This window comes from Pseudomonas medicaginis, assembly GCF_965119365.1.
Lineage (GTDB): Bacteria > Pseudomonadota > Gammaproteobacteria > Pseudomonadales > Pseudomonadaceae > Aquipseudomonas.
Window position 1 is genome coordinate 1721674 of sequence record NZ_OZ221631.1, and the last position, 19955, is coordinate 1741628.

General features: G+C 61.4%; 22 protein-coding genes. 12 read left to right on the plus strand and 10 right to left on the minus strand.

Translation table 11 applies throughout. The annotated features are described in order from the left end of the window. Positions 1-157: 157 nt before the first annotated feature. Positions 158-535: a hypothetical protein gene (locus ACMTA2_RS07605; RefSeq protein WP_030139341.1), complete on the minus strand. Its 378-nt coding sequence runs from the start codon at positions 533-535 to the stop codon at positions 158-160. 195 nt (positions 536-730) lie between these two features. On the opposite strand from ACMTA2_RS07605, the gene ACMTA2_RS07610 reads away from it, so the two are divergent. The 3 genes from ACMTA2_RS07610 to def all read left to right on the plus strand — a co-directional run bounded on the left by ACMTA2_RS07610 (position 731) and on the right by def (position 2582). Continuing rightward, positions 731-922 carry a CsbD family protein gene (locus ACMTA2_RS07610; protein ID WP_413794356.1) on the plus strand — a complete coding sequence of 64 codons (192 nt, stop codon included), beginning with the start codon at positions 731-733 and terminating at the stop codon, positions 920-922. A 173-nt stretch (positions 923-1095) separates the two neighbouring features. Beyond that, complete coding sequence (locus ACMTA2_RS07615) at positions 1096-2046, plus strand: YihY/virulence factor BrkB family protein (protein WP_413794357.1); 951 nt, start codon at positions 1096-1098, stop codon at positions 2044-2046. After that, entirely contained in the window at positions 2043-2582 is a 540-nt protein-coding gene (def, locus tag ACMTA2_RS07620) for a peptide deformylase (RefSeq protein ID WP_413794358.1), read from the plus strand. The genes ACMTA2_RS07615 and def overlap by 4 nt, the downstream gene beginning before the upstream one ends. 126 nt (positions 2583-2708) lie before the next feature. Here the strand turns inward: def and ACMTA2_RS07625 are convergent, their stop codons facing one another. The 3 genes from ACMTA2_RS07625 to gntR all read right to left on the minus strand — a co-directional run bounded on the left by ACMTA2_RS07625 (position 2709) and on the right by gntR (position 5161). After that, the gene (locus ACMTA2_RS07625) at positions 2709-3131 is read right to left on the minus strand and encodes a GNAT family N-acetyltransferase (protein ID WP_413794359.1); all 423 of its coding nucleotides are present in this window, start codon (positions 3129-3131) and stop codon (positions 2709-2711) included. 291 nt (positions 3132-3422) lie between these two features. Then, positions 3423-3968 (minus strand): hypothetical protein, encoded by a 546-nt coding sequence (locus ACMTA2_RS07630; protein WP_413794360.1) that lies wholly within the window; start codon positions 3966-3968, stop codon positions 3423-3425. Positions 3969-4129: 161 nt separating this feature from the next. Continuing rightward, on the minus strand, positions 4130-5161 hold the full coding sequence (gene gntR / locus ACMTA2_RS07635) for an HTH-type transcriptional regulator GntR (RefSeq protein ID WP_413794361.1): 1032 nt from the start codon (positions 5159-5161) through the stop codon (positions 4130-4132). 216 nt (positions 5162-5377) lie between these two features. Here gntR and ACMTA2_RS07640 point away from each other — a divergent pair, with 216 nt between their 5' ends. Beyond that, positions 5378-5911 carry a gluconokinase gene (locus ACMTA2_RS07640; protein WP_047701855.1) on the plus strand — a complete coding sequence of 178 codons (534 nt, stop codon included), beginning with the start codon at positions 5378-5380 and terminating at the stop codon, positions 5909-5911. 92 nt (positions 5912-6003) lie between these two features. After that, complete coding sequence (locus tag ACMTA2_RS07645) at positions 6004-7356, plus strand: GntP family permease (RefSeq protein ID WP_413794362.1); 1353 nt, start codon at positions 6004-6006, stop codon at positions 7354-7356. A gap of 166 nt (positions 7357-7522) precedes the next feature. Here the strand turns inward: ACMTA2_RS07645 and alaC are convergent, their stop codons facing one another. Then, positions 7523-8740, minus strand: a complete 1218-nt coding sequence (alaC, locus tag ACMTA2_RS07650; protein WP_413794363.1) for an alanine transaminase — start codon at positions 8738-8740, stop codon at positions 7523-7525. 208 nt (positions 8741-8948) lie between these two features. On the opposite strand from alaC, the gene ACMTA2_RS07655 reads away from it, so the two are divergent. Both ACMTA2_RS07655 and ACMTA2_RS07660 read left to right on the plus strand, forming a co-directional pair. Beyond that, positions 8949-9611 carry a LysE family translocator gene (locus ACMTA2_RS07655; RefSeq protein WP_413794364.1) on the plus strand — a complete coding sequence of 221 codons (663 nt, stop codon included), beginning with the start codon at positions 8949-8951 and terminating at the stop codon, positions 9609-9611. 80 nt (positions 9612-9691) lie between these two features. Then, positions 9692-10180 (plus strand): GyrI-like domain-containing protein, encoded by a 489-nt coding sequence (locus tag ACMTA2_RS07660; protein ID WP_413794365.1) that lies wholly within the window; start codon positions 9692-9694, stop codon positions 10178-10180. 37 nt (positions 10181-10217) lie between these two features. On the opposite strand, the gene ACMTA2_RS07665 is transcribed toward ACMTA2_RS07660, so the two are convergent. Next, positions 10218-10703, minus strand: coding sequence for a GNAT family N-acetyltransferase (locus ACMTA2_RS07665; RefSeq protein WP_413794366.1), 486 nt, complete (start codon positions 10701-10703; stop codon positions 10218-10220). A 141-nt stretch (positions 10704-10844) separates the two neighbouring features. On the opposite strand from ACMTA2_RS07665, the gene ACMTA2_RS07670 reads away from it, so the two are divergent. The 4 genes from ACMTA2_RS07670 to ACMTA2_RS07685 all read left to right on the plus strand — a co-directional run bounded on the left by ACMTA2_RS07670 (position 10845) and on the right by ACMTA2_RS07685 (position 13424). After that, positions 10845-11273: a YybH family protein gene (locus ACMTA2_RS07670; RefSeq protein WP_413794367.1), complete on the plus strand. Its 429-nt coding sequence runs from the start codon at positions 10845-10847 to the stop codon at positions 11271-11273. A gap of 67 nt (positions 11274-11340) precedes the next feature. Next, positions 11341-11685, plus strand: coding sequence for a YciI family protein (locus tag ACMTA2_RS07675; protein WP_413794368.1), 345 nt, complete (start codon positions 11341-11343; stop codon positions 11683-11685). A gap of 27 nt (positions 11686-11712) precedes the next feature. Beyond that, complete coding sequence (locus ACMTA2_RS07680; protein WP_413794369.1) at positions 11713-12189, plus strand: SRPBCC family protein; 477 nt, start codon at positions 11713-11715, stop codon at positions 12187-12189. Next, the gene (locus ACMTA2_RS07685) at positions 12189-13424 is read left to right on the plus strand and encodes an RNA polymerase sigma factor (RefSeq protein ID WP_413794370.1); all 1236 of its coding nucleotides are present in this window, start codon (positions 12189-12191) and stop codon (positions 13422-13424) included. Before ACMTA2_RS07680 ends, ACMTA2_RS07685 begins: the two co-directional genes overlap by 1 nt. 175 nt (positions 13425-13599) lie before the next feature. On the opposite strand, the gene ACMTA2_RS07690 is transcribed toward ACMTA2_RS07685, so the two are convergent. The 4 genes from ACMTA2_RS07690 to ACMTA2_RS07705 all read right to left on the minus strand — a co-directional run bounded on the left by ACMTA2_RS07690 (position 13600) and on the right by ACMTA2_RS07705 (position 18930). Next, a complete protein-coding gene (locus ACMTA2_RS07690; protein WP_413794371.1) occupies positions 13600-14943 on the minus strand; it encodes an imelysin family protein in 1344 nt (447 codons plus the stop codon). 268 nt (positions 14944-15211) lie between these two features. Then, positions 15212-17263 carry a putative bifunctional diguanylate cyclase/phosphodiesterase gene (locus ACMTA2_RS07695; RefSeq protein ID WP_413794372.1) on the minus strand — a complete coding sequence of 684 codons (2052 nt, stop codon included), beginning with the start codon at positions 17261-17263 and terminating at the stop codon, positions 15212-15214. A 292-nt stretch (positions 17264-17555) separates the two neighbouring features. Then, complete coding sequence (locus ACMTA2_RS07700) at positions 17556-18152, minus strand: superoxide dismutase (RefSeq protein ID WP_122566812.1); 597 nt, start codon at positions 18150-18152, stop codon at positions 17556-17558. A 175-nt stretch (positions 18153-18327) separates the two neighbouring features. Continuing rightward, positions 18328-18930, minus strand: a complete 603-nt coding sequence (locus ACMTA2_RS07705) for a LysE/ArgO family amino acid transporter (RefSeq protein WP_413794373.1) — start codon at positions 18928-18930, stop codon at positions 18328-18330. Positions 18931-19027: 97 nt separating this feature from the next. On the opposite strand from ACMTA2_RS07705, the gene ACMTA2_RS07710 reads away from it, so the two are divergent. Beyond that, positions 19028-19921, plus strand: coding sequence for a LysR family transcriptional regulator ArgP (locus tag ACMTA2_RS07710; RefSeq protein ID WP_413794374.1), 894 nt, complete (start codon positions 19028-19030; stop codon positions 19919-19921). Positions 19922-19955: the final 34 nt, after the last annotated feature.

A 19955-nucleotide genomic window follows, 5' to 3' on the forward strand; every position in this document is an offset into this window, starting at 1 on the left:
GGCTTTTTGTTGGGCGATCACCTGAGCGAGACCGCCTTTGTGGCGAGGGGATTTATCCCCGCTGGGCTGCGCAGCAGACCCAAAAAGCGAGGGCCGCTTCGCACCCCAGCGGGGATAAATCCCCTCGCCACAGGGAACCGGTGCTTCCCGGGTCCGGTTACAACCGGAACTGTGCAAAATCCAGGTTGGTGCCTCCCGGCCGCATGTCTTGCAGGTAGGAATCCTTGTCGGCACTCAATTCCAGGCTCAGGGCGGCCTTGCGCTTGCCCTGGTTGCGCACTTCCAGGCCTTCCATCTTTTCGCGCAGGAACACCGTTGGCACTTTCAGGTGCAGCAGCTCATCGGTGGCCGGCGTGTGCAGCAGCAGGTGGATCCATTCGTATTGACCGATGGCCAGGCGCGCCACGGGGATATCGAACCAGAAGATGTTGCGGTTGCGGTTCAATTCGCTGAAGTGGCAATTGTTGACACCCAGTACGGCGCCACCCAGTTCCTGGTTCCTGCGGGCGATGGCCTGCTTTTTATCGAGTTTCATAACGTTCCTACGGGGTTGGATCTTCGGGCCGTGGCCTGAATACGTAGGGCATTCTCGGGGGTTGATCGGCAAACATAAAGTGCAACCTGCATTCGACGATGAAATGGCCGCTGAAAAAAATGAAACTCCCCGCAAACGGCCCCGGTCAACCCTTATGTAATGACTTTTCGTACCGTTTTTCACAGGAGAGACATCATGGGTAGCACGAGCGACAAAGTGAAGGGCGCTGCCAACGAAGCCGTTGGCAACATCAAGCAAGGCGTCGGCAAGGCCACCGACAATGACCGCATGCGCGCCGAGGGCGTGGTCCAGGAGAAAAAAGGCGAGGCCCAACAAACGGCGGGCAAGGCCAAGGATGCGCTCAAGAAAGGCATCGACGAGGCCTGACCCGCCTGTTGAAGCGCGATTGGGACGGCCATCTGCGGGTGGCCGTTTTCATGTCGGCTCGAACTTGCATCGGGGAAATTGTTCCAAAGTCGCCAAACAGGGTACTTTGTCTTGGATAACAACCCCATGAGTCGCCAGGCGACCTTCCTTTTTTGCGGCGAAAGGAGACGCACATGATGTTTCCAGCCTTGAAAGGCTTACCTTTGCATCGTGTGATGATGCGCACCGTGACCGAGTTTCTCGACGACGAGATGTCGACCTACGCCTCGGCACTGGCCTACCAGATGCTGTTTTCGCTGTTCCCCTTCATCCTCTTCCTGATCGCCTTGATCGGTTTCCTGCACCTGCCGGACTTCTTCTCCTGGCTGCGCCTGCAATCGGAACTGGTGCTGCCGCCCCAGGCCCTGGAGCAGGTCAACCCGGTGATCGACCAGCTCCAGCAATCCAAGGGCGGCCTGTTGTCGGTGGGTATCGTCATTGCCTTGTGGACTGCTTCGGCGGGCGTGCGGCTGATGATGAGCGCGATGAACGCCGCCTACGATGTGGTGGAAGGCCGTCCGGCCTGGAAGCGCTTTCCGTTGTCGATCTTCTACACAGTCGGCATCGCCGGCATGTTGCTGGCCGCTGCGGCGCTGATGGTGCTCGGGCCGCAGGTGATGGGCTGGATCGCGGCCCAGGTCGGCCTGGAGGCGTTCATCGTCACGCTCTGGACGATCGTGCGTTGGCCGGTGATCGTGTTCTTGCTGATGGTGGCCGTGGCGCTGATCTATTACGTGATGCCCGACGTCAAGCAAGAGTTTCGCTTCATCACGCCGGGGTCGGTACTGGCGGTGGTGGTGTGGATCATCGCGTCCCTGGGCTTCGCGTTTTACGTCAAGACCTTTGCCAACTACAACGCCATGTATGGCAGCATCGGCGCGATCATCGTGTTGTTGCTGTATTTCTATATTTCTTCGGCGGTGCTGTTGCTCGGTGCGGAGATGAATGCAGTGATCGAGCACATGTCCACCGAGGGCAAGGACCCTGGTGAAAAGAGCGCGGGCGAGCACGAAAAGCAGCACGTGTCGGGCCTGGGGCGCGACCATTCCATCCCTCACACCCACCCTGATGAAGCCCGACCATGATCCGTGAAATCCTGAAAATGGGCGACGAACGCCTGCTGCGCATCGCCCCGCCAGTGCCCGTCGACATGTTCGACAGTCCAGAGTTGTGGCAATTGATCGACGACATGTTCCAGACCATGGAAAGTGTCGGCGGTGTCGGCCTGGCAGCGTCGCAGATCGGGGTGGACCTGCAACTGGTGATTTTCGGCTTCGAGCACAGCGAACGTTACCCCGACGCCGAGGCCGTGCCCCAGACCATCCTGATCAACCCGCTGATCACCCCGCTGGGCCCGCAGATGGAAGAGGGCTTCGAAGGCTGCCTGTCGGTGCCGGGCCTGCGCGGTGCGGTCGAGCGCTACTCGCACATCCGCTACGAAGGCTTCGATCCCAAGGGTGAGCCCATCGTGCGTTTCGCGTCGGGTTTTCATGCGCGGGTGGTGCAGCACGAGTGCGATCACCTGATCGGGCGCTTGTACCCGTCGCGCATCACTGATTTCAGCAAGTTCGGCTTTACCGAAGTGATGTTCCCGGACCTGGACCCCACGGCCGGCGATTGACTCATAACCGACACAACCCTTGTGGGAGCGAGCTTGCTCGCGATAGCGGTGTGCCAGCCACCATTGATGCAACTGACCTGACGCCATCGCGAGCAAGCTCGCTCCCACATTGGACTGCATTGCATTTCAGGATTGTGTTTTAGGTTCCAACCCCATCGCAATCATCGGCTTGCTCCGGGCATACCGGCTCAGGCGCTCAGCCATCGCATAGGGCAGCTCGGGGTCGAAGCTGAAACCACGTCGCTCATAAAAACCGCGCAAGTCCGGGTGGCAGAACAGCCACACCGGCTCATTCACGCCGTTCACCGCTTCGGCGATCAACCGTGCCGCAATGCCCTGGACGCGGTACGCCGGGTCGACGAATAACCCCGTCAACCAATGCCCACCCGACACTGGTCGCAAGCACAAGGCTGCGACGATCTCATCGCGCCGTGCCACCCACAGCTGTGCGTCACGCACCGCTTTCATCGAGGACTGATGGGCGCGATAGAACTTGTTCATCAGCGGCCACAACGGTTCATCGAGCAGCGTGTAGTGGATCTGGGGCATGGCAAAGTCAGCGTGCGGTGAGGGGAGGGCAATTATAAAAGAACATGCCTGCGGCGATAGGTGTATACCTGACTTCACGTCCCTTATGACTGGAGTACGTATCATGGCCAAAGGCATGGATTCAAAAAAAGCGGCAAAGAAGAAACCGGCGAAGACCGCCGATGAAAAGCGCGCCGACAAAAAGGCCAAGAAGGTGAACCTGTTCGGTCATTGAGCCGGTATCGCCTCGGCGGGCCTCAGGTTTGAGCTGGGTGGTCGCCCCAGCTCAAACGCTTCGTGATGGGCCGAGGCTCAAAGCGAGGCGAGAAACATGTCCGTGGCCGAGGCTTTGTCGCCCGTGCGGCTCTGCTGGGCCTTTTCCACTTGGGCCATCGCCGACTTGTCCTGCATGCGTTGGGCAATCTCCTGGCTGATCGCCATCTGCTTTTCGGGCGGCATCGCCTCGAACTCTTCCTCGGTAATGCCCATCTCTTCGAGAATGCTGTCGCGCAGGCGTTCTTCGGGCGTCTTGCTCATGTAGTCCTTGAACTCTGCCGTGGCGGAGCCGCCCAGTGTCGTGGGCATTGACGAGGCAACGGTCTGCAATTGCACGCGCGTCTTGGCGAACGCCTCATCCACCTTGTCGCTGATGGCAGTGGCGGCATTGACCTGTTGCGTGGCTTGTCGGGTGAAGGAGTCCTGGACCTGGGTACTGCCCTGGCTGGCCCGGGCCTGGACGTTATCGCGCAACGCCTGCAATGCGGCGCTTTGCAGGCCGCTGGCGGCTTCGGCGGTGGGGTCCTCGCCCGGACGTTTGAGCGGCAAGAGCATCGCTCGCTGTTTGGCACTGACCAACATGACGCACACCTCGCAGATAATGGCTGAGGGATGGGCAGGAGCAATTCCCATGCCGCCTTCGCGGGCCCATATTTTCCAAGGGGTGTGGACAAGCGCGTGGCGAGCGGGGCGGCCAATCCTTGCCGTTCGTCGGCATGGGTCGACCGCATCGTGCCGGGGTCTCAGGTGCTTTCGCGAACCTTGAGCTCGAAGCCCATGTCCACTACCGGCTGGGCGATGCGGTTGCCGGCCATCAGCGTCAGCATCTGTTCGGCAGCGCGACGCCCGATGGCTTCCCGTGGCGTGCTGATGCTGCTCAGGCGCGGCACCATGTGGGCCGAGGCGGGCAGGTCGTTGAAGCCCAGGACCGAGACCTGCTCGGGGATCTTGATGCCGCAGCGCAGTGCTTCGAACAGGGCGCCGTGGGCCAGGTCGTCGTTGCCGAAGAAAATCGCATCGACGTCCGGGTGGCTGTCGAGCATTTGCAGGAACAATTCGCCACCCAGGCCCACCGATGATGGGCGCGGGGTCAGCAGTTCCAGGTCCGGGTCATACACATCGGCTTTCTGCAGGGCGCGACGAAAGCCTTCGCCACGCAACAGGGTGCGTTGGTCCAACTGCGCGCCGATGTAGGCCAGGCGCTTGCGGCCCTTGGAAATCAAGTGCTCTGCTGCTGTTTCGCCGGCCTTGAGTTGGGAGAAACCGACGCAGTTGAGCCCCGCGCCGGGGTCCAGTTCCATCATGTACACACAGGGGATGTTGCTGGCCTCGATCATGCGTCGGGCACTTTCGGTGCGGTCGAAACCGGTCAACAGCAACCCCCGTGGCTGATAGGCCATGTAGTTGCGCAACAGGTCTTCTTCCTCGTCCCGGGAGTAGTGGTAATTGCCGATCACCACTTCGAAGCCCTTGGGTCGCAGGACCCGATGAATGGCTTCCAGGGTGTCGATGAACAACAGGTTGGACAGCGACGGCACGAGCACCACCACCGAATGGCTCTGGGCCGACGCCAGGGCGCGGGCGGCGGGATTGACGACGTAGTTGAGCGCCACGGCGGCCTGGCGGACTTTTTCCACCAGATCCGAAGCAACGGTGCTGACGCCGCGCAGGGCACGGGAGGCGGTGATGGGGCTGACACCGGCCAGGCGCGCGACTTCATTGAGCGTGGGGCGACCGGTGGTGCGGGTATTCTTATCGTTTTTAGGGGCGGTCATCAGGGCGGCTTGCCAAACAAAAATCAAGGCACTAAGGTAGCGCTGTCTCGGCGCCGCTGCAATGCGTTGAAGGGGGGTTGCCTGATCCCTCCTCCGTTGGCGTCGTGAACGAACATGCTGCAACCACAAAAATGACAAGAAGGCGTCGGCAACTTCTGCTTTTGCTGCGGTGTCATAACTGGCAAAGGTAGCGCTGTCTGCGCGCTGAGGTGTTACATGAACAATCCCATCACCGCCCTGGTCATCATGGGCGTTGCCGGTTGCGGCAAAACGTGCGTCAGCCAGGCCCTGTGCCAATTGAGCGGCGCCACCGCCATCGAAGGCGACACCTTCCACCCCGCGGCCAACATCCAGAAGATGAGCGCCGGTATCCCCTTGAACGACGACGACCGTGCCGGCTGGCTCGACAGCCTGTGCGACGAGTTGCGCCGTGTCGACGCCACGGGCGAGCGCCCGGTGTTGACCTGTTCGGCCCTCAAGCACAGTTATCGCGAGCGTCTGCGCAGCGCCTTGCCGGGCCTGGGCTTCGTATTCCTCGAATTGACCCCCGAAGTGGCCGCCGATCGTGTGTCCCATCGTCCGGGCCATTTCATGCCGTCGACCCTGATCGACAGCCAGTTCGCCACCCTTGAATCCCCTGTCGGCGAGCCCCTGACCCTGGCCCTGGACGCGTCCAGCCACAGCGTTGATGAACTGGCCCACCAAGCTTACGTCTGGTGGTTGGCCCACGGTTTGAAGCTGGCCAGCTGAGTTTCAAAAATTTTGCGTCAGAAAGATAGCGCTGTCCCGACGGCTCATTAATAACTGCTTCAATAACAACAACAAATCAGGAGACACCTCCCATGTTCGGCATGTCCCACGAGACGTTCCTGCTGCTTGATGCAGTGGTCACGGTGATCGGACTCATCGTCCTCATCACCCAGTTCAAATTCCACCCGTTCATTGCGCTGACCATCGCCGCCGCGTTCCTCGGCCTGACGTCGGGCATGCCGACCGGCACCATCATCAAGGCGTTCCAGGACGGCTTCGGTGGCGTGCTGGGCTTTGTCGGCATCATCCTGGCGCTGGGCACGATGCTCGGCAAAATGATGGCCGAGTCGGGCGGGGCCGATCAGATCGCCCAGACCCTGATCCGCGCCTTCGGCAAGGACAAGGTGCAGTGGGCGATGATGTTCGCCGCCTTCCTGGTGGGCATCCCGCTGTTCTTCGAAATCGGCTTCGTGCTGCTGATCCCGTTGGTGTTCATCGTTGCCCGTCGCACCGGCGTGTCGATCATCAAGATCGGTATCCCGTTGCTGGCCGGTCTTTCCGCTGTCCACGGCCTGGTGCCGCCGCACCCGGGGCCGCTGCTGGCGATTGGCGTGTTCGGTGCTGACATCGGCAAGACCATTCTCTATGGCCTGATCGTCGCGTTGCCGACCGCCATCATTGCCGGCCCGATCTTCGGTACGTTCATTGCCAAGCACATCCCCGGCCATCCTAACCAGGAACTGGTGGACCAACTGGCTCGCGAGACGAACGCCGCCGAGCTGCCAAGCTTCAGCATCACCTTGATCACCGTGCTGTCGCCGGTGTTCCTGATGCTGCTCAAGACCTTCGCTGACGTGGCGCTGCCGGACGGCAACCTCTTCCGCGCCTGGATGGACATGATCGGTCACCCGATCTCGGCGTTGCTGCTGGCATTGCTGCTGTCGCTGTACACCTTTGGCTACAAGCAAGGCATCGGCTCCAGCCAGATGCTCAAATGGCTGGACGCCAGCCTTGCACCGACCGCCGCGATCATCCTGATCATCGGTGCCGGTGGTGGCTTCAAGCAGATGCTGGTCACCAGCGGTGTGGGCGATGTGATCGGTCACATGGCGGTGAGTGCGCAGATCTCGCCGATCCTGCTGGCGTGGCTGGTGGCCGCCGTGATCCGTATCGCCACAGGTTCGGCGACGGTGGCGACCATTACCGGTGCCGGTATCGTGGTGCCGGTGGTGGGGATGATGCCGGGTGTGAACCGTGAGCTGCTGGTGCTGGCGACCGGCGCCGGTTCGTTGATCCTGTCCCACGTCAACGACGCGGGTTTCTGGCTGGTCAAGCAGTACTTCAACATGACCGTGGCCGAGACTTTCAAGACCTGGACCGCGATGGAAACCATCCTGTCGGTGGTGGGATTGATCTTTATCCTGCTGCTGTCGCTGGTGGTATAACCGAGCACATATAACCCATTGTGGGAGCGAGCTTGCTCGCGATGGCGTACTTACAGTCGATACTCCGCTGACTGTTGTACCGCTATCGCGAGCAAGCTCGCTCCCACACTGGTTTCGGTGATCAGTAGAGCCAGGGCGGGAGCCTACTCCCACCGTTGGTTTCAGATCAGGCGTTAGGTTTGCTTACCAATCCATCCGCCCGAAACATCCCACGGATCCCACGCACCGCCTGGCGAATCCGGTCCTGGTTCTCGATCAGTGCAAAGCGCACGTGATCATCCCCATATTCCCCGAACCCCACCCCCGGCGAGACGCAGACCTTGGCTTCGGCCAGCAGCTTCTTGGCAAATTCCAACGAGCCCAGGTGCGCATAGGCTTCGGGAATCTTGGCCCAGACGTACATCGACGCCTTGGGATTTTCCACCATCCAGCCCAGCTCATGCAGGCCTTTGACCAGCACGTTGCGGCGCTGGCGGTACTGCTCGGCGATGTCGCGCACGCATTGCTGGTCGCCCTCCAGGGCAGCGATGGCGGCCACTTGCAGGGGGGTGAAGGTGCCGTAGTCGTGGTAGCTCTTGATCCGCGCCAGGGCGCTGACCAGTTCCGGGTTGCCCACCATGAAACCGATGCGCCAGCCGGCCATGTTGTAGCTCTTGGACAGGGTGAAGAATTCCACGGCGATGTCTTTCGCGCCGGGCACCTGCATGATCGACGGGGCTTTCCAGCCGTCATAGACGATGTCGGCGTAGGCCAGGTCGTGGATCACCAACACGTCGTACTGTTTGGCCAGGGCGATGACCCGTTCGAAGAAATCCAGCTCCACGCACTGGGCGGTGGGGTTGGAGGGGAAGCCGAGGATCATCATCTTCGGCTTGGGGATCGAGCCGCGAATGGCCCGCTCCAGTTCGTCGAAGAAATCCACCCCTGGCACCAGTGGCACCGAACGCACCTGGGCGCCTGCGATGACCGCACCGTAGATGTGGATCGGATAGCTGGGGTTGGGCACCAGCACCGTGTCGCCCTGGTCCAGGGTGGCCAGCATCAGGTGGGCCAGGCCTTCCTTGGAACCGATGGTGACGATAGCTTCGGTTTCCGGGTCGATGTCCACCTCATAGCGGTCCTTGTACCAGCGCGAAATGGCGCGGCGCAGGCGCGGGATGCCTTTGGAGGTGGAATAGCCGTGGGTGTCTTCCCGCTGGGCGACGGTGACCAGTTTTTCCACGATGTGCGGGGGTGTGGCACCGTCGGGGTTACCCATGCTCAAGTCGATGATGTCTTCGCCGCGCCGACGCGCAGCCATCTTCAGCTCGGCAGTGATGTTGAATACGTAGGGGGGGAGTCGATCGATGCGCGCAAAGCGGCGCGGCGAACCTTGTTCGGCCATTGTTGCCTCGAGATACGTGAGCGCCCGGAACCGTCCGAGCGACGTTGGCCACTGCGGTGGCCTGCGGCGCAAGATAATCGGGCGGATGTCGGATTGTCCAGTAGCCGCGCCGAACTATTTTCGACGACACTGTCGCCCTGGTCGCGACGCCACCGATGGCCGCAGCGGTTTGTTGAACCTGTCTCACCCAATCCTGATGGAATGAATGATGGAATTTTCCAGCGGCTTCCTGCTGAGCCTTTCGCTGTGCCTGGACATTGGCGTGGCCAATATCGCGATGATTACCCTGGCGATGCAGCGCGGTTATTTCCAGGGTTTCGCCCTGGGCCTGGGTACCTGCGTGGGCGACCTGGTCTACGCCGTCCTGGCCCTGGCCGGCATGACCGTCCTGTTGCAATACGAGGCGGTGCGCTGGGTGCTGTGGGTGGGTGGTTCGGTGCTGTTGCTGTATTTCGCGGCGAAGATGATCCACTCGGCGATCTATCACAGCGCTGTGCTGGTGGAAGCCGGCCAGGTGCGGGGCAACTCATCGCGCCAGGAGTTCTTTCGCGGGATTTTCCTGGCCATGTCATCGCCTAGCGCCATCCTCTGGTTCGCGGCGGTGGGCGGCACGCTGATCGCTCGTTCGGGCGGCGGAACCCTGCTCAGCTCGGCGCTGTTCCTCAGTGGTTTTCTCTGCGCCGGCCTGCTGTGGTGTGCGGCCCTGTGCCTGGCGGCGACCCAGGGTGGCAAACTGTTGGGGGATAAACTGTTGCGTTACTCCTACTGGGCATCCGCTGCGATCTTCTGTTATTTCGCGGTGTACGTGATTGTTTCTGGCTACAACGAGTTTGTAGGGAAAACCGTGGCCGGCGTCCTGCCTGGCGTCTGACAAGCGAAACGGTCCTGACAATCACGGTTTGGCTTCTATACTGCCAAGCCCGCCTTCACGTTTTGCTGGAGTGTTGCCGCATGGAAAAGCCAAAACGCGATTACACAGCCGTGCCACGCTTTGAACAGGGACGTTTTCAGCTGATCGCCGGCTTTGGTGCCTGGTTTACCCAAGACACATCCCACGATATCCCTTTGCTCTGGGAAAAGTTCCTGCCCTGGCTCGGCAGGGTGCCAGGGCAAAAAGATGAAGTGACCTACGGCGTGTGTTGCAACCCGGATGGGGAGGGTGGGTTCGAATACATCGCCGGCGTGGAAATCAGCCGGCTCGACGATTTGCCGGAGCAATACCGCTGGATCGAAATCCAGCCAGGGCATTACGCCGTCTTCGAACACAAGGGGCCGTTGAAACACCTGCCGGACACGTTCCGGTACATCTGGGAGCAATGGCTGCCGCATTCCGGTCACGAAGCGGCGGATGAGCCTGAATTCGAGCGCTACAGCGAAGACTTCAATCCCAGGACGGGTGAAGGCACCTTGGAAATCTGGATCCCGCTCAAGCCGAGCTGATCGAGGTTGCTCCCCTGTGGGAGCCTTCAGGGATTCGTTAAAACACCAACCCCATCCGCCGCTCATAACCAATGCGGCCCCTGTAGGCCTCGCCACTGTCGACCCAACCCATCCGGTTGTACAGGCCGATGGCCGAGTCATTCGCGGCGTCGACCGAGAGTTCCAGCCCGCGGATTTCCGGCCAGGCGGCTCGCGCCACGGCGGGCAGCGCCTGCAGGCACGCCTTGCCATAACCTTTGCCCTGGGCACGGTGGTCGACTTGCAGGGCGTGCAGGGTGGCGCTGTGTTCGTTGGCCCAGGCGGGCAGTACCGGCGGGCGTTTGAGCAGCAGGAAGGCCACCGGAACCTCCTCAACCAATAACGCAAAGCCTTTGACCCCAGGGCCGGGCCTGGACAGCAGCGTGTGCAGGGCGCCATGGATATCACCGGCGAACTTGATCTGTTCGGGGTGGATTTCGATGGCGGTGACCTGTTCCCGTTGCAGCGGGGTCAGGTCTTCGTAGGGGACGAGCTGAGCGGTCACAAAAACGTCCGTGGTCTGCCGGCAGGATAGGACGTGGATTCTAGCGAATTTTTTTCCTTGAATTATTTTTGTTGGATTGTCGATTCGCTGTTTCTCCAAACGACAAAGGGTGTCTTCAACAAAACGCTGCGGAGAATCACCATGAATACCACCGAAACCGAAATCCAGGCCCTGATCGACACCTATCGCCAAGCCGTCATGGCCAAGGACGTTAAAAAAGTCATGGCGCTCTATGACGAGGACATCGTCTCGTTCGATGCCATCCAGGCCTTGCAATTCAAGGGCAAGGCCGCTTACCGGGCCCATTGGCAAGCCTGCATGGAAATGTGCCCCGGCCCGCACAAATTCGACTTTCACCAGGTCAAGATTACCCCGGCCGACAACATCGCCTTTGCCCACTGGCTGACCTATTGCGGCGGCACCAACGAAAAAGGCGAGGAACAAACCTGCTGGATGCGTGTGACGGCCTGCTACCAGCGTGTAGCCGGACAATGGCGGATCGTCCATGAGCATTGGTCCGCCCCGTTCGACCCGATGGCCGGGACGGCGCTGTTCGACCTGCAACCCTGATCGTCGGTTTTTTCGCCGAGCGTCATCCAGCCGTCCATAGTTGATCAGTCCGATCACGGAGCTTTCCATGAAGTACCTATGCCTGGTGTATAGCAACGAACACACATTGCACAATTCGCCTGACAGCCCGGAGGACGCCGAGTGCATGGCCTATGCCGAATCGATCCAGGGCAGTGGGCGCATGCTGGCCGCCGAGGCGCTGGAGTCGGTGCAGACTGCTACTACGGTGCGCATGCGCGGTGGCAAGCTGTCGATCACCGACGGCCCGTTCGCCGAAACCAAGGAGCAACTGGCGGGCTTCTACCTGATCGATGCCAAGGACCTCAACGAAGCCATCCAGGTCGCCGGCCATATCCCGGCGGCCCGGGTTGGCTGCGTCGAAGTGCGACCGGTACGCCAACTGAACCCCTGAACAACAAGCACAAACAGGATTTCATTCATGAATCTCACGACTGCCCCTTATGCGTTATCCATCAGCCGGGTGATCGATGCCCCGCGCCAGAAGATCTTCCGCGCCTGGACCGAGCCGGCCTTGCTGGTCCAATGGTGGGGGCCTCACGGCATGACCACGCCGGAGTGCGAAATGGACCTGTGGGTCGGTGGTCAGTTTCGCACCCTGATGCGTGCGCCCGATGGCAGTGAGTACCCGACCATGGGCGTGTTCCTGGAGATCCTCGCTTCGCAGCGCCTGGTGTTCACCGATGCGTTCCTGCCCGGTTGGATTCCGTCCGGCAAGGCCTTCATGACCGCTGAAGTGCTGCTGGAGGAGGTGGGTGACAATACCCGCTACACCGCCCGTGCGCTGCACTGGAGCGAGGAGGATCGCCAGGCACACGAGGCCATGGGCTTCCATGAGGGTTGGGGCGAGAGCCTGGATCGGCTCGAAGCGCTGGTGACCCAAGGCATGCCCGACTGATGTCGGTCGACACGGTCAAGGCGCGGGTCGAGCAGGTTTATCGGCAAGACTCGCGACGGATTCTGGCGACGCTGATTCGCCTGTTGGGAGACTTCGATCTCGCGGAAGAGGCCTTGCACGAAGCCTTTTTCATTGCGGTCGAGCGCTGGCAGCGCGACGGCGTGCCGGAAAACCCGCGGGCCTGGCTGGTGTCTGCCGGGCGTTTCAAGGCCATCGACAGTTTGCGCCGACGGGCGCGTTTCGCCGCGTCCCAACCGATGTTGATCGCCCAGCTCGAGGAACTGGAACAGGGCCAGTGGAGTGACGAAGACGTGGAGGACGATCGCCTGCGGCTGATTTTTACCTGTTGCCACCCGGCCCTGGCCGCTGATGCCCAGGTGCCCCTGACGTTGCGGGAAGTCTGCGACCTGACCACCGAGCAAATCGCCCGGGCATTCCTCGCCGCCCCGGCGGCCATTGCCCAGCGTATCGTGCGGGCCAAGGCGAAAATCCGCGATGCCAGGATCCCCTATCAGGTGCCGTCCCGGGCGGAACTGCCGGAGCGGCTGGACAGCGTGCTGCGGGTGATCTACCTGGTGTTCAACGAAGGGTATTCGGCCTCGATGGGCGCCGAGCTGACCCGCGAAGACCTGACGCGCGAAGCCATCCGCCTCGGGCGCCTGCTGATGGAGTTGCTGCCCGAGGCCGAGGTCATGGGGTTGCTGGCGTTGATGCTGCTGCACGAATCCCGGCGACCGGCGCGAACGTCCTCGACGGGCGAACTGATCCTGCTGGATGAACAGGCGCGATCCTTGTGGGATGCCAAGCTGATTGCCGAAGGCTGTGCGTTGGTGGAAGCCGCGCTGAAGACCCGACGGTTCGGGCCTTACTGCCTGCAAGCGGCGATTGCGGCGGTGCATGCCGAAGCGCCGACGGCCGAGCAGACCGATTGGCCGCAGATCGTCGGGCTTTATGATGTGCTGCTGCGGACCGTGCCGTCGCCGGTGATCGAACTCAACCGCGCCGCTGCCCTGGCCAAGCGCGACGGACCGGAAGTCGGCTTGCGCCTGGTCGAGGCGATTCTGGGGCGTGGGGAATTACTCGACTATCACCTGGCCTACTCGGCGCAGGCGGAATTCTGTCGTCAACTGGGACGATTGGACGAGGCGAGGGCGGCGTACCGACGCGCGCTTGAGTTGACGCAGCAATTGCCGGAACGGCGGTTTATCGAAGGGCGGCTGGCGGGGTTGCAGTGATGACGGATCACGCATTTTCGAAACCCCGGAAACCACTGTGGGAGCGAGCTTGCTCGCGATAGCGGTAGACCAGCCAACATCAATGTTGACTGAAAGACCCCAATCGCGAGCAAGCTCGCTCCCACAGGTTTTGTGGCTTGGCTGGCTGCGTTAACCGTCAGCCAGCCGGCGTTGATCAGAACTCGTGATCAGCGCTGTCCGGGTTCAGGTCGCTGATGCCCAGTTTGCCCGCAGCCTGTTCGATCGAACCGGTCTGCTTGACCAGTGCGGCGATGGCGTCGCGCACGATCTGGTTGCCAGCGGTGTTGCCGGCGGCGATCAGTTGGTCGTAGTGCTCACCCTTGTTGGCGTGATCGACCATGACCTGGATCTTGGCCTCGGTATCGGCCAGGTCGGCCTTGAGCGCGGTGTCCGCCGCCGGGTCTGCCTTGGCCACCAGGGACGACAGGCTTGCGCCGGTCATTTTGGTACCGTCGACGCGGGTGTATTCGCCCAGGTACACGTTGCGAACGCCCTTGGCATCGTAGAAGTGCGAGTTGTGGGTGTTGTCGCTGAAGCAATCCTGCTCGTCTTCAGGCGAGTTGGCTTCCAGGGACACTTTCATGCGCTCGCCCGCCAGTTCACCCAGGGAGAGGCTGCCCATGCCGAACAGCATCTTGCGCAGGCCGCTTTCGGCCGGCTCGGCTTCCAGGGTGGCGCGGTAGTTGTCTGCCACGTTCGGCTTCCAGTTGCCGACCATTTCCTGCAGGTCATTGACCAGCAACTGGGTCACGGACTTGAGGTAGGCACGACGGCGGTCGTTGTGACCGCCCGTGGCGCCGGCGCCTTCCAGGTAATCCGAAGCCGGGCGATTGCCGGCGCCCGGGCCGGTACCGTTGAGGTCTTGGCCCCACAGCAGGAATTCGATGGCATGGTAGCCGGTGGCGACGTTGGCCTCGGAACCGCCCAGCTCGTTCAAGCTGGCGAGTTTTTCCGGGGTGATGTCTTTGACATCGACCTTGTCTTCGCCAACCTGGACTTCGGTATTGGCGATGATGTTGGCGCTGGCGCCCGGGTTGCCCAAGGCGTGCTCGTAGGATTTGTCGACGTAGTCGATCAGGCCCTCGTCCAAGGGCCAGGCGTTCACTTGGCCTTCCCAGTCGTCGATGATGGTGTTGCCGAAGCGGAACACTTCGCTTTGCAGATACGGTACGCGTGCGGCGACCCAGGCAGCCTTGGCGGCGTTCAGGGTTTCGGCGTTCGGCTTGGCCAGGAACGCGTCGACGGCGGTTTGCAGGGTTTTCGCGGTGGATTCGGCATCGCTGTAGACGGCGTGGACGATGTCGGCATAGTGCGCGACAACGGCCTTGGCCGCGGCTTCGTCGACTTTGCCGGCGGCAGCAGGGGCGACCGGTGCCGCGGTGCTGGCGGCCGGCGTTGGCGCTTGCGGCGCGGCGGCTTTGTCTTTGCCTTCGCCGCAACCGGCGAGGGAAATAGCGATGGCCAGCAGACTGGCGGTAGCCAGGGGCATACGAATCATGGCGAACATCCTGCTTCGGTGATGGATGGGACAGGCGCGAGGGTGCGCAAAAACTGCGACATAATGCGAAAGATTTGCATTATGTGTAAAGCGTTATGGTTGTAAATATTTCTTATTTAATGATGTGATCGCTGCTCTTCGGCAACGTCCGCAGGCAATGTCGAGCACAGAGAGGCTGCGATCTGGCCCTGGACGCTCAGTGTGGCGCGAGCAACCAAGGATCGCAGGTTTTGCCAGCGCCTACAGGGGCTGGCGCGCGGAAGAGGGATCAGATGATGGAAACCTTGCTGCGTTCGGCCTGCTTCAGGTAAGCGCTCAATTCCCGGGCGGGCAGCGGTTTGCTGTAGTAGTAGCCCTGACCTTCGTGGCAGCCCTCGGCGATGATGTAGGCTTCCTGCTCGACCGTCTCGACGCCCTCGGCAATGACCTGCATCCCCAGGCTCTTGCCCAATTGGATGATGGCCCGGACGATGGTTGCGTCGTCCTCGTCGTCGAGCAGGTCCTGGACGAAGCTCTTGTCGATCTTGATCTTGTCCAGCGGCAGGCTCTTGAGGTAGCTCAGGGACGAATAGCCGGTGCCGAAGTCATCAATGGCGATCAGCGCCCCGGAGCGGCGCAGGCTCAACAAGTGCTGGGCTGCGGTAGTGATGTCCTCCATCAGGCCGGTCTCGGTGACTTCCAGCTCCAGGCTGCGCGGCGGCAGCCGGTACATCTGCAGGAGATTGTTCACCACCCGTGGCAGTTCGGCGTGGTGCAGTTGCACCGTCGACAGGTTGACTGCCATGCGCAGGTCGAGGAAACCCTGGTCGTGCCATTCGCGCAATTGCCTGCACGCCTGGTCCAGCACCCACTCGCCGATGGCGATGATGGTGCCGTTCTGCTCGGCCAGGGGAATGAACAGGTCCGGCGGCACCAGGCCGTGTTCGGGGTGGTGCCAGCGGATCAAGGCCTCGGTGCCCACTATCCGCAGGTCGCGGTAGCTGATCTGCGGTTGGTACACCAGGCTGAACTGCTCGCGGGCCAAGGCTTCGCGCAGGTCTTTCTCCAGTTCGCGACGGCGGCGCATCTCGCTGTCGACGCTGGCGATGTAGAACTGGTAGCGATTGCGCGAGCGACTCTTGGCCAGGGTCATGGTCTGCTCGGCCTTCTGCAACAGTTTCTCGGTGCTGTCGCCGTCTTCGGGGAAGAGGGTGATGCCGATGGTGGCCCGCAGGCGGATTTGCTGATCATCGATGGCGAACGGCGCTTCCAGGTCATCGAGGATGCTCTGGGCCAGTTCGGCGGCCTCGTAGGGCTGCTCGATGTCAGCCTGGACCAGGGCGAACTGGTCGCCTCCCAGCCGCGCCAGTGCGCCAAGCCGACCGCTGTGGGCTCGCAGCCGATCGGCCAGGGCCAGCAGCAACTGGTCGCCGGTCTGATAGCTGAACTGTTCGTTGATGCCCTTGAAATCATCCAGCCCCACACACAGCACCGCCACCCGGCGTTGCAGGCGCCCGGCATCCACCAGGATCTTGTCCAGTTGCTGTTGAAGCTGTTGGCGGTTCGGCAGGCCGGTGAGAAAGTCATACTGGGCCATTCGCAGCAGGCTGTTTTCCGCTTCATGGCGCAGGTGCGTGTTGCGTTCGATGGATTCGAGCAGTTGGTTGGCCGTGTTGATCCACAGGCCCAGCTCGTTTTGCTCGTGGCCGCGCAACTGCGGGATCTTGTGTGCGCTGGGGCGATCGGGGTTGATTTCGGTCAGGTGCTCGATGATCCGCGACAACGGCTTGGTCAGCAGCCAGTGATAGACCAGGTACAGCACCAGGCCCATGGCCAGGGCTCGCAGCATCCCGGAAATGAAGATGATCACCGAGCTGACAATGAACCCTTCGCCGTAGGTGGCGGTGTCGAGGGTAATGCTCAGGTCGCCGTAGTATTCGCTGTAGGGCCCGCGCCCCACCAGTTGCGTGGTGAAGGTGCGCTCCTTGCCCAGGATCAGGTCGGTCAGCCAGCGGCTTCCGGAATGCTGTAAAGGCCGGGCTTTTTCGGCGAGCATGGTTTCGCGGGGATGGCCGATGGAAGCCATGCGTACGGCTTCGTCCTGGAACAGGCCCTCGATGACTTGCATGCCCATTTCCCGGTCCAGGCTGTAGACGGCCTGGGTCGAAGGATCGCGGAACATGTCGAGGATACGCTGGGCGTCATTGGCGACGGCCTGGTTGGTTTTGTAGGCATCGAACACGATCTGGGCGCAGCTCAAGACGACGCCAACGATCAATGCCGAGAGGAGCACGACCCGGAGCAACTTCACAGACAAGCTGTTCTTGAGTTCCAGCTTCAAAGAGTGGTTCCTTGTTCCGTGCGGGTAGCGTCAAGTTGCCATGAGTATTGGCAATCCTGTGATGTCAGTCAAAGGGACAATCAAACACAAGGGTTTTGGCTTGAAACCTGACCGATATAGGTTTTTTCCAGAGTGATTGCTCTACGACCATTGTGTCGGTTGAGAAGCACCGCAACTTGAGGCCTGTCGGGATTTTTTCTTGGGTTGCGGACGTGAGGCATTTGGCTTGCACTCAATTTTCCGCGCAAAAAAACCCGGCACGGCGCCGGGTTTCTTTGGTCTGGCATCGAGCTTAGGCAGTGAAGGCCTTGCCTTCGAACTGCTCGGCGACGAATTTCCAGTTGACCAGGTTCCAGAACGCTTCGACGTATTTCGGACGAACGTTGCGGTAGTCAATGTAGTAGGCGTGTTCCCACACGTCGCAGGTCAGCAGCGGGGTGTCGCCGTTGGTCAGCGGGTTGCCTGCACCGATGGTGCTGGCCAGGGCCAGGGAACCGTCGGCCTTCTTCACCAGCCAGCCCCAACCGGAACCGAAGGTGCCGATGGACGTCTTGCTGAACTCTTCCTTGAACTTGTCGAACGAACCGAAGGCTGCATTGATGGCTTCAGCCAGGGCGCCGGTAGGTTGACCGCCGGCGTTTGGTGCCAGGCAGTTCCAGTAGAACGTGTGGTTCCAGACTTGAGCGGCGTTGTTGAAGATACCGCCCGAGGAAGTCTTGACGATTTCTTCCAGGGTCTTGCCTTCGAACTCGGTGCCAGGCACCAGGTTGTTCAGGTTCACGACGTAGGTGTTGTGGTGCTTGTCGTGGTGGTATTCCAGAGTCTCTTTGGAGATGTGCGGCTGCAGTGCGTCGTGTGGATAGGGCAGCGGCGGCAATTCGAAAGCCATGGTGATTCTCCTAATCAGGTCAGTTGCGGTGAGCGCAAGGCCGATCACGGGCGGCCAGACTAGCGCCGGGGAGTTTGTACTCTTTGCGGCGCAGGAGTCGGATCATAGCACCGGGGGTGCGGCATAACCACGCAACAACTGTGTGGAATAGAGGTTCCAGAGCGGTTTGGAATAATCAGCCGGTGACAATCAATTGCATCGCCACGGTAAACATCATCACGGCCACCAACAGGTCCAGGATCCGCCAGGTACTGGGACGGGCCAACCACGGGGCCAGCCATGCGGCGCCGATCGCCAGGGTGAGGAACCACAGCAGTGAGGCACTGGCCGCGCCCACCACGTAAGCGCCGGGCACGCTCTGTTGGGCACCGAGGGAACCGATCAGCAGCACGGTATCGAGGTAGACGTGGGGGTTGAGCAACGTCACCGCCAGCGCGCTGAGCAGCACCGTGCGCAGCGAGCGCACGGCCTGGTTCGAGCCCTGTTGCAGGCTTTGCTTCGAACAGGCCCGGCGCAAGGCCTGGCTGGCGTACCAGAGCAGGAACGCCGCGCCGCCCCAGCGGGCAATCGACAGCAGCAGCGGACTTTGGGCCAGCAAGGTCGCCAGGCCGAAAACGCCGGCGGCGACCAACAGTGCGTCGCAGGTGATGCACAGCGCCGCTACCGGCAAGTGATGCTCGCGGCGCAGGCTTTGGGCCAGCACGAAGGCGTTCTGGGCGCCGATGGCCATGATCAGCCCAAGGGCTACCAACAGCCCGTTCACATAGCTCTGCCACATCGTTTTATCCCCGGTCAGTTGATGAATTGCTGGCCATTCTCCTGTGGCGGCCTGTATAAGAAAAACCAATATTGCTGATTGCTCATTAGGGAAACTGATGTTCGATTACAAATTGCTTTCTGCCCTGGCCGCCGTGGTCGAGCAGGCCGGTTTCGAGCGCGCGGCCCAGGTGCTGGGTTTGTCGCAATCGGCCATTTCCCAGCGGATCAAGCTACTGGAGGCGCGTGTCGGCCAGCCCGTTCTGGTGCGTGTCACGCCGCCCGCGCCGACGGAAATCGGCCGCCGGCTGCTCAACCATGTGCAACAGGTGCGCCTGCTCGAGCGCGACCTGCAGAGCCTGGTGCCGGCGCTGGATGAAGAGGGGCTGCCGGAGCGTCTGCGCATTGCCTTGAATGCTGACAGTCTGGCGACCTGGTGGGCGGTGGCGGTGGGTGATTTCTGCGCCGAACATCAGTTGTTGCTCGACTTGGTGGTGGAAGACCAGACCGTTGGCCTCAAGCGCATGCGCGCCGGGGAAGTGGCGGCTTGTGTTTGCGCGAGCGAACGCCCGGTGGCGGGCGCCCGCAGTGTGTTGTTGGGGGCGATGCGTTACCGGGCGTTGGCCAGTCCGGCCTTCATCGCCCGGCATTTTCCCGACGGGGTGCGGGCCGATCAACTGGCCCGTACCCCGGCATTGGTGTTTGGTCCGGATGATTTCCTGCAGCACCGCTACCTCGCCTCCGTGGGCGTGGAGGGCGGTTTCGAGCATCATCTGTGCCCCTCGTCCGAAGGTTTCATCCGTCTTGCCGAAGCCGGACTGGGCTGGGGGCTGGTGCCGGAGCTGCAAGTGCGCGAACAGCTGGAACGAGGCGTGCTGGTGGAATTGTTGGCAGATAAACCGATCGATGTGCCGCTGTACTGGCATCATTGGCGCAATGGTGGGCAGTTGCTCGGCTTATTGACCGAGCGATTGATCGCAGCGGCAAGCAGCACGCTGCAAGCGGTAAGTTGAACGCCCTTGGCTTGAAGCGTGGGGCTTGTAGCTC